Origin of the sequence: Streptomyces tailanensis (genome assembly GCF_008386495.1) — a bacterium.
Classification (GTDB): Bacteria; Actinomycetota; Actinomycetes; order Streptomycetales; family Streptomycetaceae; genus Streptomyces; species Streptomyces tailanensis.
Genome location: NZ_VTHJ01000001.1, coordinates 67,144 through 82,994 on the forward strand (window position 1 = coordinate 67,144; position 15,851 = coordinate 82,994).

General features: G+C 68.7%; 14 protein-coding genes and 1 riboswitch. Of the genes, 11 read left to right on the forward strand and 3 right to left on the reverse strand.

Going from position 1 to position 15,851, the window contains the following annotated elements:
- Positions 1-256 precede the first annotated feature (256 nt).
- The 4 genes from ctaC (at position 257) to F3T56_RS00310 (ending at position 4,731) form a co-directional block, all read left to right on the forward strand.
- Positions 257-1,216: an aa3-type cytochrome oxidase subunit II gene (gene ctaC / locus F3T56_RS00295; protein ID WP_149822584.1), complete on the forward strand. Its 960-nt coding sequence runs from the start codon at positions 257-259 to the stop codon at positions 1,214-1,216.
- Positions 1,213-2,958: an aa3-type cytochrome oxidase subunit I gene (gene ctaD / locus F3T56_RS00300; protein WP_149822585.1), complete on the forward strand. Its 1,746-nt coding sequence runs from the start codon at positions 1,213-1,215 to the stop codon at positions 2,956-2,958. Before ctaC ends, ctaD begins: the two co-directional genes overlap by 4 nt.
- Positions 2,955-3,353: a cytochrome c oxidase subunit 4 gene (locus F3T56_RS00305; protein ID WP_149822586.1), complete on the forward strand. Its 399-nt coding sequence runs from the start codon at positions 2,955-2,957 to the stop codon at positions 3,351-3,353. Before ctaD ends, F3T56_RS00305 begins: the two co-directional genes overlap by 4 nt.
- Before the next feature lie 130 nt (positions 3,354-3,483).
- On the forward strand, positions 3,484-4,731 hold the full coding sequence (locus F3T56_RS00310) for a L,D-transpeptidase (protein ID WP_149822587.1): 1,248 nt from the start codon (positions 3,484-3,486) through the stop codon (positions 4,729-4,731).
- A 1-nt stretch (position 4,732) separates the two neighbouring features.
- Here the strand turns inward: F3T56_RS00310 and F3T56_RS00315 are convergent, their stop codons facing one another.
- Complete coding sequence (locus tag F3T56_RS00315; protein ID WP_149822588.1) at positions 4,733-5,134, reverse strand: response regulator; 402 nt, start codon at positions 5,132-5,134, stop codon at positions 4,733-4,735.
- Positions 5,135-5,278: 144 nt separating this feature from the next.
- Here F3T56_RS00315 and ctaE point away from each other — a divergent pair, with 144 nt between their 5' ends.
- The 7 genes from ctaE to F3T56_RS00350 all read left to right on the forward strand — a co-directional run bounded on the left by ctaE (position 5,279) and on the right by F3T56_RS00350 (position 13,131).
- Complete coding sequence (gene ctaE / locus F3T56_RS00320; protein ID WP_149822589.1) at positions 5,279-5,899, forward strand: aa3-type cytochrome oxidase subunit III; 621 nt, start codon at positions 5,279-5,281, stop codon at positions 5,897-5,899.
- A 99-nt stretch (positions 5,900-5,998) separates the two neighbouring features.
- Complete coding sequence (gene qcrC / locus F3T56_RS00325) at positions 5,999-6,808, forward strand: cytochrome bc1 complex diheme cytochrome c subunit (protein ID WP_149822590.1); 810 nt, start codon at positions 5,999-6,001, stop codon at positions 6,806-6,808.
- Positions 6,805-7,863: a cytochrome bc1 complex Rieske iron-sulfur subunit gene (gene qcrA / locus F3T56_RS00330; RefSeq protein WP_149822591.1), complete on the forward strand. Its 1,059-nt coding sequence runs from the start codon at positions 6,805-6,807 to the stop codon at positions 7,861-7,863. Before qcrC ends, qcrA begins: the two co-directional genes overlap by 4 nt.
- On the forward strand, positions 7,860-9,500 hold the full coding sequence (gene qcrB, locus F3T56_RS00335) for a cytochrome bc1 complex cytochrome b subunit (protein WP_149822592.1): 1,641 nt from the start codon (positions 7,860-7,862) through the stop codon (positions 9,498-9,500). The genes qcrA and qcrB overlap by 4 nt, the downstream gene beginning before the upstream one ends.
- Before the next feature lie 177 nt (positions 9,501-9,677).
- Positions 9,678-10,742, forward strand: a complete 1,065-nt coding sequence (gene trpD, locus F3T56_RS00340) for an anthranilate phosphoribosyltransferase (RefSeq protein WP_149822593.1) — start codon at positions 9,678-9,680, stop codon at positions 10,740-10,742.
- Positions 10,743-10,996: 254 nt separating this feature from the next.
- A riboswitch (SAM riboswitch) is annotated at positions 10,997-11,113 on the forward strand.
- Between the two features lie 133 nt (positions 11,114-11,246).
- Entirely contained in the window at positions 11,247-12,608 is a 1,362-nt protein-coding gene (locus F3T56_RS00345) for an aminotransferase class V-fold PLP-dependent enzyme (RefSeq protein WP_149822594.1), read from the forward strand.
- A gap of 97 nt (positions 12,609-12,705) precedes the next feature.
- Positions 12,706-13,131 (forward strand): peptidase inhibitor family I36 protein, encoded by a 426-nt coding sequence (locus F3T56_RS00350; protein WP_149822595.1) that lies wholly within the window; start codon positions 12,706-12,708, stop codon positions 13,129-13,131.
- Here F3T56_RS00350 and F3T56_RS00355 read toward each other — a convergent pair.
- Both F3T56_RS00355 and F3T56_RS00360 read right to left on the reverse strand, forming a co-directional pair.
- Positions 13,103-14,332: a glycerate kinase family protein gene (locus F3T56_RS00355; RefSeq protein ID WP_149822596.1), complete on the reverse strand. Its 1,230-nt coding sequence runs from the start codon at positions 14,330-14,332 to the stop codon at positions 13,103-13,105. The two genes, F3T56_RS00350 and F3T56_RS00355, sit on opposite strands and share 29 nt — an antisense overlap.
- A 53-nt stretch (positions 14,333-14,385) precedes the next feature.
- The gene (locus tag F3T56_RS00360) at positions 14,386-15,804 is read right to left on the reverse strand and encodes an SLC13 family permease (RefSeq protein WP_172638741.1); all 1,419 of its coding nucleotides are present in this window, start codon (positions 15,802-15,804) and stop codon (positions 14,386-14,388) included.
- Positions 15,805-15,851 lie beyond the last annotated feature (47 nt).

Here is a 15,851-nt window from a genome sequence, read left to right on the forward strand (position 1 = left end):
AAGGGGCGCGGGGAACTGCGCGAACAACCACAACGGACCCGCACCCGCCAAATCACCCGAACTCCCGAGCTATTACGCGCCCGGCGTGACCCCCGGCGAGTTGGTACCCCCTCCCCGCGCACCCCCAAATCGCGTCCAGTAGGGTTTGGTCCGCATAAACATCCAAACCCCTGCCCGTCGCAGGGCGGCGACCGACCACCGAGTAAGGCCAGGCCGCAGCCATACCGCGCGGGCGAGACTCTCGGGAAGGCGCTACGTGAGTCCCAACGGCTCCGACCGCTCGCCGCGGCGCCCGATGCGGCGGAAGCTGCTGCAGGCACTGACTGCGGGCCTGGTCCTGGCGACCGCCACCGGTTGCACATACAAGGACTTCCCCCGCCTTGGTATGCCCACCCCGACCACGGAAGAGGCTCCCCGGATCCTCTCCCTCTGGCAGGGTTCGTGGGCGGCCGCGCTCGCCACGGGCGTACTGGTCTGGGGCCTGATCCTGTGGAGTGCTTTCTTCCACCGGCGCAGCCGCACCAAGGTCGAAGTTCCCCCACAGACCCGGTACAACATGCCCATCGAGGCGCTGTACACGGTTGTCCCGCTGATCATCGTCTCGGTGCTCTTCTACTTCACCGCCCGCGACGAGTCGAGGCTCCTCGACACGTCGAAGAAGCCCGACCTCACGGTCAACGTGGTCGGCTTCCAGTGGAGCTGGTGCTTCAACTACGTCGAGAACGTCGACGGCTCGACCGGCGACGCGAAGACCGACGAGAACCTGGCCGCCATCCCGGACCGGTTCAAGGAGGACTTCCCGGCGGACGCCGGCGGCGTGTACACCTGCGGCATCCCCGGCGACGAGAACCCGCAGACCGGTAACCCCGGCCCGACCCTCTGGCTCCCCAAGGGCAAGACGGTCCGCTTCGTCCTCACCTCGCGTGACGTCATCCACTCGTTCTGGGTGGTGCCGTTCCTGATGAAGCAGGACGTCATCCCGGGCCACACCAACGCCTTCCAGGTGACCCCCAACCAGGAGGGCACCTTCCTGGGCAAGTGCGCCGAACTGTGCGGCGTGGACCACTCTCGGATGCTCTTCAACGTGAAGGTCGTCTCCCCCGAGCGCTACGAGCAGCACCTCAAGGAGCTCGCGGAGAAGGGCCAGACCGGTTACGTCCCGGCCGGCATTGAGCAGACGAGCCACGAGAAGAACCGGGAGACGAACCAACTGTGAGCATCCTCAACGAACCTCAGGGTGCTGCCGCCGGCGAGGGCTCGTACGAAGACGAGCTCCCGGTCCGGCGCAAGCAGCCCGGCAACGTCGTGGTGAAGTGGCTGACGACCACCGACCACAAGACGATCGGCACGCTGTACCTGGTCACGTCGTTCGCGTTCTTCTGCATCGGCGGCGTCATGGCGCTCCTCATGCGCGCCGAGCTCGCCCGCCCGGGTTCGCAGATCATGTCGAACGAGCAGTTCAACCAGGCGTTCACGATGCACGGCACGATCATGCTGCTGATGTTCGCGACGCCGCTGTTCGCCGGATTCGCCAACTGGATCATGCCGCTGCAGATCGGCGCGCCCGATGTGGCGTTCCCGCGGCTGAACATGTTCGCGTACTGGCTGTACCTCTTCGGCTCGCTGATCGCGGTGGCCGGCTTCCTCACCCCGCAGGGTGCGGCCGACTTCGGCTGGTTCGCCTACTCCCCGCTGTCGGACGCGGTCCGCAGCCCGGGCGTCGGCGCCGACATGTGGATCATGGGTCTGGCCTTCTCCGGCTTCGGTACGATCCTCGGCTCGGTCAACTTCATCACCACGATCATCTGCATGCGCGCGCCCGGCATGACCATGTTCCGCATGCCGATCTTCACCTGGAACGTGCTGCTGACCGGTGTCCTGGTCCTGCTCGCCTTCCCGGTCCTCGCGGCCGCGCTGTTCGCCCTGGAGGCGGACCGCAAGTTCGGCTCGCACATCTTCGACGCCTCCAACGGCGGCGCACTGCTGTGGCAGCACCTCTTCTGGTTCTTCGGCCACCCAGAGGTGTACATCATCGCCCTGCCGTTCTTCGGCATCATCTCCGAGGTCATCCCGGTCTTCTCCCGTAAGCCGATGTTCGGCTACTTCGGTCTGATCGCCGCGACCATCGCGATCGCCGGCCTCTCGGTCACGGTGTGGGCGCACCACATGTACGTCACCGGCGGCGTGCTTCTACCGTTCTTCTCCTTCATGACGTTCCTCATCGCCGTACCGACCGGCGTGAAGTTCTTCAACTGGATCGGAACGATGTGGAAGGGCTCGCTGTCCTTCGAGACGCCGATGCTCTGGGCGACCGGCTTCCTGATCACCTTCACCTTCGGTGGTCTGACCGGTGTCATCCTGGCCTCGCCGCCCATGGACTTCCACGTCTCGGACTCGTACTTCGTGGTGGCGCACTTCCACTACGTCGTCTTCGGCACCGTGGTGTTCGCGATGTTCTCCGGCTTCCACTTCTGGTGGCCGAAGATGACGGGCAAGATGCTGGACGAGCGCCTCGGCAAGATCACCTTCTGGACGCTGTTCATCGGCTTCCACGGCACGTTCCTCGTCCAGCACTGGCTGGGCGCCGAGGGCATGCCGCGCCGGTACGCCGACTACCTGGCGGCCGACGGCTTCACCGCCCTGAACACGGTCTCGACGATCAGCTCGTTCGTGCTCGGTCTGTCGGTCCTGCCGTTCTTCTACAACGTGTGGAAGACGGCCAAGTACGGCAAGAAGGTCGAGGTCGACGACCCGTGGGGTTACGGCCGTTCGCTGGAGTGGGCGACCTCCTGCCCGCCGCCGCGGCACAACTTCCTCACCCTGCCGCGGATCCGCAGCGAATCCCCGGCGTTCGACCTGCACCACCCGGAGATCGCCGCGCTGGAGCAACTCGCGCACGGCGGCCCCCGCGCCAATGAGCTCGCGGGCAGCGGCGTCAGCAAGGAGGCCGGCAAGTGAAGATCCAGGGCAGGATGTTCATCTGGCTGAGCGTCTTCGTCCTCGCCATGGCGATCGTCTATGGCGTGTGGTCGAAGGAGCCGGCCGGTACCACGGCGCTCTTCCTGGCCTTCGGCCTGTGCATCATGGTCGGCTACTACCTGGCCTTCACGGCCCGGCGGGTCGACGTGGGCGCGCAGGACGACAAGGAGGCCGACGTCGCGGACGACGCGGGCGAGCTGGGCTTCTTCAGCCCGCACAGCTGGCAGCCGCTGTCCCTGGCCGTCGGTGGCGCGCTCGCCTTCATGGGCGTCGTCTTCGGCTGGTGGCTGCTGTACTTCTCGGCCCCGATCATCCTGATCGGCCTGTGGGGCTGGGTCTTCGAGTACTACCGCGGTGAGAACCAGAACCAGTAACACGCGCTGAGCGCACGGAAGCCCGGACACTCCGCCAGGAGGTCCGGGCTTCCCCCGTTTGCCACACCGGACGTACCCCACTCGGGTCACCCGGCGCGCCACGCCTGACGGCCGTTCCTACGTTGAACCCATGAGCACCTCACCGCGAAACCGCACGGTCGTCGGCTGCACCCTGCTGGTGGTCTCGCTGGGAGCGGGCGTCACCGCCTGCGGTTCCGGCGGCCACCCGCTCTCGGCCAAGCCGTACGACGCGGCCGACCAGATCTCCTTCAACACCCCCACCGGCGACGGCGCGAAGGCCGACCCGGCCAAGCCCCTGGAAGTCTCCGCCGAGGACGACGGCCGTATCACCGACGTCACCGCCGTGGACGCCGCAGGACGCTATGTGGCGGGCGAACTCTCCGCCGACGGCGGCCGCTGGCACTCCACCTCACCGCTCGCCGCCAACGCCAGCTACACCGTCCGCGTGAGCACCGAGGACGAGGACGGCGCCCCTGGCCGCGAGACCCTCGCCTTCGACACCGGCCGCCCCCGCACCAAGAAGCGCCTCGACGTCACCTTCGGCCCCGAGGCGGGCAAGTACGGCGTCGGCCAGCCCGTCACCGCCGAACTCAGCACACCGGTCAAGGACACCGCGGCCCGGTCCGTCGTCGAACGCGCCCTCAAGGTGGACTCCATGCCCGCCGTGGAAGGCGCCTGGCACTGGGTGGACGACAAGAAGCTCCACTACCGCCCCAAGGAGTACTGGCCGGCCAACGCCACCATCAAGGTCCGCAGCAACCTGACCGGCATCAAGATCGGCGACCGGCTCTGGGGCGGAGAGGCCAAGCCGATCGAGCTGACCACCGGCGACAAGATCGTCGCCGTCACGGACGCCTCGGCCCACCAGATGACCGTCTACAAGAACGACAAGGTCATCAGGCAGATCCCGGTCACCACCGGCATGCCCGGCTACGACACCCGCAACGGCGTCAAAGTCGTCCTCGCCAAGGAAGGCACCGTACGGATGACCAGCGCCAGCATAGGCGCGGCCGACTTCTACGACCTGACCGTCCACAACTCCGTCAGGGTCACCAACAGCGGCGAGTACGTCCACGCCGCCCCCTGGTCCACCGGCTCCCAGGGCTACGCCAACGTCAGCCACGGCTGCACCGGCATGAGCACCGGCAACGCCCAGTGGTTCTACGACACCATCAACGAGGGCGACATCGTCCAGGTCGTCAACTCGGGCGGCGACACCATGGCCCCCTTCGGCAACGGCTTCGGCGACTGGAACCTCGACTGGGCGAAGTGGCGCGAGGGCAGCGCACTGGCCGGGGGCGCCAAGCAGGGCCCTGACACGACGGCCAGGGCACGCCTGCAACCGGAGTCGGCGTGATTCAGGCGCTCAGCGCACTTCCGCGCCGCAGCAGCGAAGCCAGGGCCGAGGCGAACTCGACCGGCTCAACCGGCAGGGTGACCGCCGCGTCGGCCCGGCTCCAGGTCGCGAGCCACGCGTCCTGGGGCCGCCCGATCAGCACCAGCACCGGCGGACAGTGGAAGATCTCGTCCTTGATCTGCCGGCAGACCCCCATGCCTCCCATGGGCACGGCCTCACCATCAAGGACACAGACATCGATCCCGCCCCTGTCCAGCTCCTTGATGACGGCGGCGGGAGTCGCGCACTCCACGAACTCCACCTGCGGAGCATCCGGCGCCGGACGGCGCCCCGTCGCCAACCGAACTTGTTCGCGGGTGTTGGAATCGTCGCTGTAGACCAGCACCGTGGCGGTCGGCTGCATTGTTCCTCCGTGACGTCAGCGTCGTAAGGACAGGCCCGATGCGCGGATGCTACTCCCTTGAACACCACGTCAACAGCGGTCCGGAAGGGAGCAACACTCCGAACGGTACCCCCCGGGGTGAGGGCGGGATAAGCGACCGACATAATGTCGGTCGTGGCGACAGCAACGACAGTAGACAAGGGTCACGCGCACCCGTCGGTCAACCGGCCGAACCTCACCAGTGTCGGAACCATCATCTGGCTGAGTTCCGAGCTGATGTTCTTCGCGGCCCTCTTCGCGATGTACTTCACCCTGCGATCGGTGACCGGTCCGGAGTTCTGGTCGGAGAAGGCCGACACCCTGAACTTCCCGTTCTCGGCGACCAACACCACGATCCTGGTGCTCTCCTCTCTCACCTGCCAGCTCGGCGTGTTCGCCGCCGAGCGCGGGGACGTGAAGAAGCTCCGGATGTGGTTCATCGTCACGTTCGTGATGGGTGCGATCTTCATCGGCGGCCAGGTGTTCGAGTACACCGAGCTGGTCAAGCACGAGGGCCTCTCGCTCTCGTCCGACCCGTACGGCTCGGTCTTCTACCTGACCACCGGCTTCCACGGCCTGCACGTGACGGGCGGCCTCATCGCCTTCCTGCTGGTCCTCGGGCGCACCTACGCGGCCAAGAGGTTCACCCACGAGCAGGCGACCGCGGCCATCGTCGTGTCCTACTACTGGCACTTCGTCGATGTCGTCTGGATCGGCCTCTTCGCCACGATCTACATGATCAAGTAATCGGGCGGGCGAGCCGGGCGGACTTCAACGCCGAGCCTCGCACCGAGAACGACCCTTCCAGAAGCACCGACGCAGAAGATCCTGACACCGGGGTAATCCGTGAAAAAGCTCTCCGCACGACGACGCCATCCGCTGGCGGCGCTTGTCGTCCTACTCATCGCGCTGGCGGCCACCGGGGGGCTGTACACCGCCTTTGCGCCCGCGGACCAGGCCGTAGCCGATGAAACCGCCCAGACCCTCACCATCGAGGAGGGCAAGAAGCTCTACGCCGTGGGCTGCGCCAGCTGCCACGGCACCGGCGGTCAGGGCACCACCGACGGTCCGCCGCTCACTGGTGTGGGCGCCGCGGCCGTCGACTTCCAGGTCGGCACCGGCCGTATGCCGGCCCAGCAGCCGGGTGCGCAGGTCCCGAAGAAGAAGGTCATCTACTCGCAGGCCCAGATCGACCAGCTCGCGGCGTACATCGCCTCCCTGGGCGCCGGTCCGGAGATCCCGACCGAGAACGCGTACAACCCCGAGGGCGCGGACATCGCCGAGGGCGGCGAACTCTTCCGCACCAACTGCGCGCAGTGCCACAACTTCACCGGCAAGGGCGGTGCGCTGTCCGAGGGCAAGTACGCGCCGACCCTTGAGGGTGTCGACCCGAAGCACATCTACGAGGCCATGCAGACCGGCCCGCAGAACATGCCGTCCTTCCCCGACACCACGCTGTCGGAGGAGAACAAGAAGGACATCATCGCGTACCTCGAAGCGGTCAACGGCGACGACACCGTGGAGCCCGGTGGCCTCAGCCTCGGCGGGCTCGGCCCGGTCAGCGAAGGCCTCTTCGGCTGGGTGTTCGGGCTCGGCACGCTGATCGCCGTCGCCGTCTGGGTCACCGCTCGGACCGCAAAGGCCAAGAAGTCATGAGTAGCCAAGAGATTCCAGAAGAGAACCTGCCCGCTGAGCAGGGCGACGCGCACGGCGCGGTGAAGGTCGCGGACGAGAAGAACCCCTTCGCGGACCCCGGCCTCCCGCCCCACGAGCACCGGATCCAGGACATCGACGAGCGGGCCGCCAAGCGGTCCGAGCGCACGGTCGCCCTGCTGTTCACGGTGTCGATGCTGGCCACGATCGCGTTCATCGCCGCGTACGTGGCGATCCCCGTCGACAAGGCGATCTACGTCTGGCCGATCGGTCACATCAGCGCGCTGAACTTCGCGCTGGGCATGACCCTCGGTCTGGCCCTGTTCTGCATCGGCGCGGGCGCGGTCCACTGGGCCCGCACCCTGATGTCCGACGTGGAGGTCGCCGACGAGCGGCACCCGATCGAGACCTCGCCCGAGGTCCGCGCGCAGGTCCACGCGGACTTCAGGGCGGGCGCCGCCGAGTCGGTGATCGGCCGTCGCAAGCTGATTCGCAACACGATGCTCGGCGCGCTGGCCATGGTCCCGCTCGCCGGTGTCGTCCTGCTGCGCGACCTCGGTCCGCTGCCCGGCACCTCGCTGCGGCACACCACCTGGGCCAAGGGCAAGAAGCTCGTCAACATGAACACCATGGAGCCGCTGCGTCCCTCGGACGTCGCGGTCGGTTCGCTGACCTTCGCCATGCCGGACGGCCTGGACGAGCACCAGCACGACTTCCAGAAGAACATCGCCAAGGACGCCCTGATGATCGTCCGGATCCAGCCGGACGACATCAAGGACAAGCGCGAGCTGGAGTGGTCGCACGAAGGCATCGTGGCGTTCTCGAAGATCTGCACCCACGTGGGTTGCCCGATCTCCCTGTACGAGCAGCAGACGCACCACGTCCTCTGCCCCTGCCACCAGTCCACCTTCGACCTCGCCGACGGCGGGCGGGTCATCTTCGGCCCCGCGGGTCACGCTCTTCCGCAGCTGAGGATCACCGTCGGTGAAGACGGCTACCTCGAAGCGGTCAGCGACTTCGCAGAGCCCGTCGGTCCTGCCTTCTGGGAGCGCGGATGAGCACTACGACCACCACCGACGCACGCGACTCGCGCGCGAAGGCACCGGCCGGCGAGCGCGTCGCCGACTGGGCCGACGGCCGGCTCGGGATCTACTCCCTGGCCAAGGCCAACATGCGCAAGATCTTCCCCGACCACTGGTCCTTCATGCTGGGCGAGGTCGCGCTCTACAGCTTCATCATCATCATCCTCACGGGTGTGTACCTGACGCTGTTCTTCCACCCGTCGATGAACGAGGTGGAGTACCACGGCCCGTACGTCCCGCTGCAGGGCCAGCTGATGTCCGAGGCGTTCAACTCGACCATGTACATCTCGTTCGAGGTGCGCGGTGGTCTGCTGATCCGGCAGATCCACCACTGGGCGGCGCTGATCTTCCTCGCGGCGATGTTCGTGCACATGATGCGTGTCTTCTTCACGGGCGCCTTCCGCAAGCCGCGTGAGGTCAACTGGGTATTCGGCTTCCTGCTGTTCGTCCTCGGCATGTTCACCGGCTTCACCGGTTACTCGCTCCCGGACGACCTGCTCTCGGGCACCGGTGTCCGCTTCATGGAGGGCGCGGTCCTGTCCGTGCCGATCGTCGGCACGTACCTGTCGTTCTTCCTCTTCGGCGGGGAGTTCCCGGGCGGCGACTTCGTGGCCCGCTTCTACTCGGTCCACATCCTGTTGCTGCCGGGCATCATGCTCGGCCTGTTGGTGGCGCACCTGATCCTGGTCTTGTACCACAAGCACACGCAGTTCGCGGGCCCCGGCAAGACGAACAACAACGTCGTCGGCATGCCGCTGCTCCCGGTGTACATGGCGAAGGCCGGAGGCTTCTTCTTCCTGGTCTTCGGTGTCATCGCGATCATCTCGGCGATCGCCACGATCAACCCGATCTGGAGCATCGGCCCCTACCGTCCGGACCAGGTGTCCACCGGAGCCCAGCCCGACTGGTACATGGGCTTCTCCGAGGGTCTGATCCGTGTCATGCCGGGCTGGGAGATCAACTTCTGGGGCCACACGCTTGTCCTGGGCGTGTTCATCCCGCTGATCATCTTCCCGCTGGTCCTGGTCGCGATCGCGGTCTACCCGTTCATCGAGTCCTGGGTCACCGGCGACAAGCGCGAGCACCACATCCTGGACCGCCCGCGCAACGCCCCGACCCGTACGGCCTTCGGTGTCGCGTGGATCACCTGGTACATGGTCCTGCTGATCGGTGGTGGAAACGACCTCTGGGCGACCCACTTCCACCTGTCGATCAACGCCATCACCTGGTTCGTCCGGATCGCGTTCTTCGTGGCTCCGGTCATCGCGTTCATCATCACCAAGCGGATCTGCCTCGGCCTGCAGCGCCGGGACCACGACAAGGTGCTGCACGGTCGCGAGACCGGCATCATCAAGCGCCTGCCGCACGGTGAGTTCATCGAGGTCCACGAGCCGCTCAGCCAGGAGCAGCTGCACACGCTCACGGCGCACGAGCAGTACAAGCCGGCCGAGATCGGTCCCGCGGTCGACGAGAACGGTGTCGCCCGCAAGATCACGCGCCGCGAGAAGCTCCGCGCCAAGCTGAGCAAGGGCTACTACGGCGAGGACAGCCAGATCGCCAAGCCCACCGTCGAGGAGTACAAGGAGATCACGAGCGGCCACGGCCACCACTGATCGCTTGAACGCCTGACTGCTTCGCCACACCACGGTCGAAGGGCCCCCGTCCGATCTTCGGACGGGGGCCCTTCGCCGTGCGTGGAGCTGGATAGGGTGGGGTTCACACGGTTCTGATCCACGCCTGTGGTCCACAACTGATCCGACGACTGATCTACGACAACCAGGAGCGGCCTTATGAGCGCTGTGACCCCCGCTGGAGGCGACACCGCGGCGGGCCGTTCCTGGCCCGAGGTACTGAACGCGCTGCTGTCCGGGCGTGACCAGGACGCCGGCGCGACGTTCTGGGCGATGGACCAGATCATGCGCGGCGAGGCGACGGACGCGCAGATCGCCGGGTTCGTGGTGGCGCTGCGGGCCAAGGGCGAGACCGTCGAGGAGATCACCGGGCTGGTGCGGGCGCTGTACGAGCACGCCAACGTCATCGAGGTGTCGGGGAAGACCGTCGACATCGTCGGTACGGGCGGGGACGGCGCCAAGACGGTCAACATCTCCACGATGTCGTCGATCGTCGTCGCCGGTACGGGCGCGAAGGTCGTCAAGCACGGCAACCGGGCCGCGTCGTCGGCGTCCGGTGCGTCCGATGTGCTGCAGAAGCTCGGCGTCAATCTGGAGCTGACGCCGAAGCGGGTGGCGGAGGTCGCCGAGGAGGCCGGGATCACCTTCTGCTTCGCGGTGAAGTTCCACCCGGCGCTGCGGCATGTGGCCGCGGCGCGTGGGCAGTTGGGGATCCGGACCGTGTTCAACGCGCTGGGGCCGCTGGCCAACCCCGCGAAGGTCAAGGCCCAGGCGGTCGGTGTGGCGGACCCCCGGATGGCGCCGATCATGGCCGGTGTCTTCGCCGAGCGCGGCAACTCGTCGCTCGTCTTCCGGGGCGACGACGGTCTCGACGAGCTGACCACGACCGCGACGTCCCGGGTGTGGGTCGTACGGGACGGCAAGGTGACGGAGGAGGCCTTCGATCCGCGGGACGTGGGGCTGGATCTGGTGCCGGTCGAGGCGTTGCGGGGGGCCGACGCGTCCTACAACGCGGATGTCGCGCGGCGGCTGCTGGGTGGGGAGAGCGGGCCGGTGCGGGATGCGGTGCTGCTGAACTCGGCGGCGGCGCTGGTGGCGCTGGAGCCGGGGGCGGGGTCGCTCGCGTCGCAACTCCGGGACGGGATGGCGAAGGCCGCGGAGTCGATCGACTCGGGTTCGGCGAAGCGGGTTCTCGACCGCTGGGTCGCGGCCACCAACGTTTAGCGCCCCCGCCGCCCCTACCCGTCCCTCCCCCACTCTCGGCTCCGCTCGAGCGGGGGGACCCCCATCCAGGGGCTGCGCCCCTTCGACCCCCTGGGGTGTGTTGTCCGGCTGCGGGTGGGTGAGGGCTTGTCGCGCAGTTCACCGCGCCCCTTCAGGGGCGCGGGGAACTGCGCGAGCAACCCGCCTCGGGTCCTTGTTCCGGTATCCGGACAGGAGTTGCGGCGCGGCGATCATCTGACGTACGTTCCCGTACAGGTCATGAGTGACAGCCACAAGGCCCCGGCCGGCTGTCCGGCAACCCTCCGTCCGTGGCGGGGTGCCCCGGGTGAGGACCAGGTCGTAGGCAGAAAGGTCTACGGCAAGCGCGGTCGAGGGAGCCTTCCGTGAGCAAGCGAATGCGATAGGGCCGCAGAGCCCCGCCTCCGCACACCCCTTTTCACCTCACCGCCGCAGAGCCACATCCGCTCGCCGGTGAATTCCGCCTGCCTTCACGGGAGTTCCGCCATGTCTGTCTCCACCCTTGCCGCCGACCAGTCCGTTTGCGCCCCGCTGCCTGTTCTGGGCCGGAATGTCACCGTCCCGCTCGTCACCGGCGGCGAGGTCAGCTACGCCGCGCTCGACTACGCCGCCAGCGCCCCGGCGCTCCAGCGGGTGTGGGACGACGTGGCGGCGTACGCCCCGTACTACGGGAGCGTGCACCGGGGCGCCGGATACCTGTCGCAGCTGTCCACCGACCTGTTCGAGAACGCCCGCAGGACGGTCGCCGAGTTCCTGGACTGCCGCGCCGACGACCAGCTGATCTTCACCCGGTCGACCACCGACTCGCTGGGTCTCCTCGCCGCCGCGCTGCCCGCCGACTGCCAGGTCTTCGTCTTCGAGACCGAGCACCATGCCTCGCTGCTGCCGTGGCGCGACGCCCGGGTCACCTACCTCGACGCGCCGCGTACGCCCGCCGAGGCCGTGGCCACGCTGGAGCGGGCCCTCGCCGACCGGGACCCGTACGGCACCGCGCTTGTCTGCGTCACCGGTGCCTCGAACGTCACCGGCGAGATCTGGCCGGTGCGCGAGCTGGGCGCCGCCGCGCACGCGCACGGGGCGCGGATCGTGCTCGACGCCGCTCAGCTGGCGCCCCATCACCCCGTCTCCGTACGGGAGTTGGACGTCGACTGGGTCGTGTTCTCGGGGCACAAGCTGTACGCGCCGTTCGGGTCGGGCGTCCTCGCCGGGCGGGCCGACTGGCTCAGCGAGGCCGAGCCGTACCTGGCCGGTGGCGGCGCCTCCCGCAAGGTGGCCCGGCTGGCCGACGGCGGGGTCGATGTCGAGTGGCATGTCACCGCCGCGCGCCACGAGGCCGGCTCGCCCAACGTCATCGGCGCCTACTCCATCGCCTCCGCCTGCAAGGCCCTCACCGAGGCCGGGTTCGACACGCTGGTCGCGCGTGAGCAGTACCTGATCGACACCGTGCGGGCCGGTCTCGCCGAGGTGCCTGAGGTGCGCGTCCTCTCCCTCTTCGGGGACGACGCCCCGCGCGTCGGCGTCATCTCCTTCGTCGTCGACGGCTGGAACAGCTCCCACTTCGCCGCCGCGCTCTCCGCCGAGTACGGCATCGGCGTACGCGACGGTCTCTTCTGCGCCCACCCGCTGGTCCGCACCCTGCTGGGGAGCGCCCCGGAGGCCGAGGGCGAGTGCGGTGCCCCCGAGGCCGCGCCCGGTGAGAAGTCCCTCAACGCGATCCGGGTGAGCTTCGGGGCAGGTACGCCCGACGAGCACGTGGAGCGGTTCGTGGGCGCCGTGAAGGAATTGGTGCGGGAGGGCGCGAAGTGGAACTACCGCACGGAGGACGGGCGTTGCGTCCCCGCTGTCTGATCCGCGGACATGGGGCCAGTAGACATGTGTTCGGGGAAGAGGGGGGTGGCTAGAGTGATCGGTCGGTCCGGTGGGCCGATCACCAGGGGGAGAGCAGATGAGCAACGGGACGAACCGGATAAAGGTGTTCGCCGTCGCCTCGGCGATGGCGGCGACCGCGGTGCTGTCGGGCGGCGGGACCCAAGCGTGGGCGGCCGGCGCCGGTGAGGTGTCGGCGTCCGCGAAGAGGGACTGCGCCCAGGGGTATCTGTGCCTGTGGGGCAAGACGAACTTCGAGCGCGGCCGGGGCACATGGTCGGTGAAGGCGACCGAGAGCCACAGGTGCGGCAAGGGCGTGTGGAAGCCGCGCAACCCCAAGCGGTTCGCGCGCTCGGCGTGGAACCGCACCACGAAGGTCTGGTACGGGAAGACCGGGAGCGGCACGGAGCGGCAGATCGTGCGCAAGACCGGCATGTACGGGTCGCTCATCGCCTCCATCCCCAAGTCGGCCTCGATCACACAGTGGTGCTGGAAGAAGAAGTGACCCGCAGCCGGGCGCCGGGGGACGCGTAGGTCCTCGCCTCCGTCACCCGCGCCCCCAACAACACCATCCGCAGCGCCCGTTCCGTGGCGTCCGTGAGGAGTTCGCTCGCGCGGACCATGGCCTCGGCGAGGGCCATCGGGGCGGGCAGGATGCCGGTGTACGCGTCCACGCCCGGCACTTCGTGCGCCCCCTCGCCCAGGGTGCCCGCGAGGGCCAGGACCGGCCGGGCGTGCAGCTTGGCCCGGCGGGCCACCTCGGCGGGGACCTTGCCCCGGGGGGTCTGGTGATCGAGGGAACCCTCGGCGGTGATCACCAGGTCGGCGCGGGCGAGGCGGGCGTCGAGGTCGAGATGGGCCAGGAGGACGTCGAAACGGGGGAGCAGCCTGGCGCCCAGGGCGGCCAGACCGGCGCCGAGACCGCCGGAGGCGCCGGTGCCGGTGCCATGGCGGAGGTCGGTGCCGACAGGGGCGAGGTCGCGAGTGAGCACGTCCGCCCAGTTCTCCAGTGCGGCGGACAACTCCTCGACCTGCGCGGGCGTCGCGCCCTTCTGCGGGCCGAAGACACGGGCGACGCCGCGTTCGCCGCACAGCACGTTGAACGGGTTGCAGGCGACGAGCAGCTCCACGTCCTTGAGACGGGGATCCAGACCGGCCGGGTCGATTCGGCTCAACCGCATCAACTCCCGGCCGCCCGAGGGGAGTTCGCGTCCATCCGCGTCCAGCAGCCGCGCACCCAGTGCTTGGAGGGCGCCCGCACCGCCGTCCGAGGTGCCCGAGTCGCCACACCCGACCAGGATCCGTCGTACGCCGGTGTCGAGCGCGGCGCGGATCAGCTCACCGACGCCGTACGTGGTGGTCGCGCCGGGATCGCGCAGGCCGCGCGGCACGAGGGACAGCCCGGCGACCGCGGCCATCTCGACGACGGCCGTCCCCGGCTCCTCCGTGTCGCCGGTGCCGAGGAGGGCGAAATGGGTGCCCACCGGCTCACCGATCGGGCCCGTCGCGGGCAGGGCGACGAGGCGGCCGCCGGTCGAGGCGGCCAGCGCGGCGGCCGTGCCCTCACCGCCGTCCACCAGGGGGATGAGGTCGACCTCGGCGTCGGGCACGACCCGGCGGACGCCGGCCGCGATGGCCTCGGCGGCGGCCTCGGCGGACAGGGACTCCTTGAAGCCACTGGGGGCTACGGCGACTCGGTTCAGCATGGTCTGGGCTCCTGAGGGGTCGTGGGTGAGTGGAGTCATCAGTGGCCGCCGTGTCACGGGCGGCCCAGCGGTACGCCCAGCAGCGGCCAGACCGCGACCGCGAAGAGGACGACGAGGGCGGCGGTCAGCGGGGCCAGGACGGCGGACAGACGGAGCAGGTCGCGTGGTGTGTAGGTGGGCGTTCCGGGGAGGTCGGCGAAGAGCGCGACCGGCTTCGCGGAGGCCGGCAGGGTGTGGCAGAAGCCCGCGGCCGCGGTGGACGCGAGCGCGGCCGCGACCGGGTTGACCCCGGCGCCCACGGCCGCCGCGACGACCAGGGGAACGAGCACCGACGACCGTGCCGAACGGGACTGCAGGACGAGATGTGCGGCCGTGCTGATCACCACGACCGCCGTCAGGAACACCAGCGGAGTGACCGCCGAGGGCAGCCCGGCGACCAGCCACTTCGCGGCCCCCGAGTCACTGAGCGCGACCCCCATCGCCATGGTCGCCGCCATGAAGAGCAGCATCGACCAGGGCACCGTCTTCAACGCCTCCTTCAGCCGTACGGTGCCCAGCGCGGGCGAGGACGCGACGATCGCGCCGATCAGCGCCACCACCGCCGGCGGCACCCGGTGGAGGGGCTCGGCGCACCACAGGACCACCACCGTGGCCAGCAGCAGGGCGCAGCGCGACTCGGCGGGGGTCCAGGGACCGGTGACCGGCTGCTCACTGTGGTGCTGGATATCTTCGACCGTGATCCGTACCGGACCGCGGCGGTCCGCGCGCCGGGTCGTCGTCAGCAGTACCGCCTCGGCCGCCAGATGGGACGAGACGATCGCCAGCGGCAGGCCCAGCAGCAGCCACTCGGTGAAGCCGATCCGGTCGCCGGTCGCCTCCCACAGCACCGACACCGTGATCAGATGCGCGCCCGCGCCGATCAGCGTCGCCACCGCCGACAGAAGGATCACGGTCGGGAACAGCAGTGCCAGCATCACGACCAGTCGTTTCCGGTCGGCCAGCACCTTGGCGAGGGCCAGGAACACCGGCAGCGCGAGGGCCGCCCGGCCGGAGGTGGCGGGCACCGCGAACGCCGTCACCACCAGCGCGGCGGTCGTCAGATGCACGAGCTGCCGGACGCTGCGCGCCCCGCTGACCAGGAACGCCGCGGCCCGCCCTGCCAGCCCCGTCCTCGTCACCGCCGCCGCCAGTACGAACGCGCAGATCAGCAGCCACACCGTCGAGTCACCGAGGGTGCCGAACAGGGTGTCGCTGCTGATCACCCCGGTCGCCGTCAGCGCGAGTCCGGCGCCGAGGGCGATGTAGGTGTCGTCGACGGGGGTGCCGATCCAGGCGGCCGTCGCCAGCGCGAACACCGCGAGGGTCAGCCTGGCCTCGCCGCCCAGCCCCGGGAAGTTGCCGGGGACGGCGAGGAGGGCGCAGAGGGAGAGGGCCACGCACAGGGTCGCGGTCAGACGGAAGTTCAGGGTCACGTCATCAAGGGTTCAATTTGGCTGTTAGCCCTTGATGAGTCGTTTAT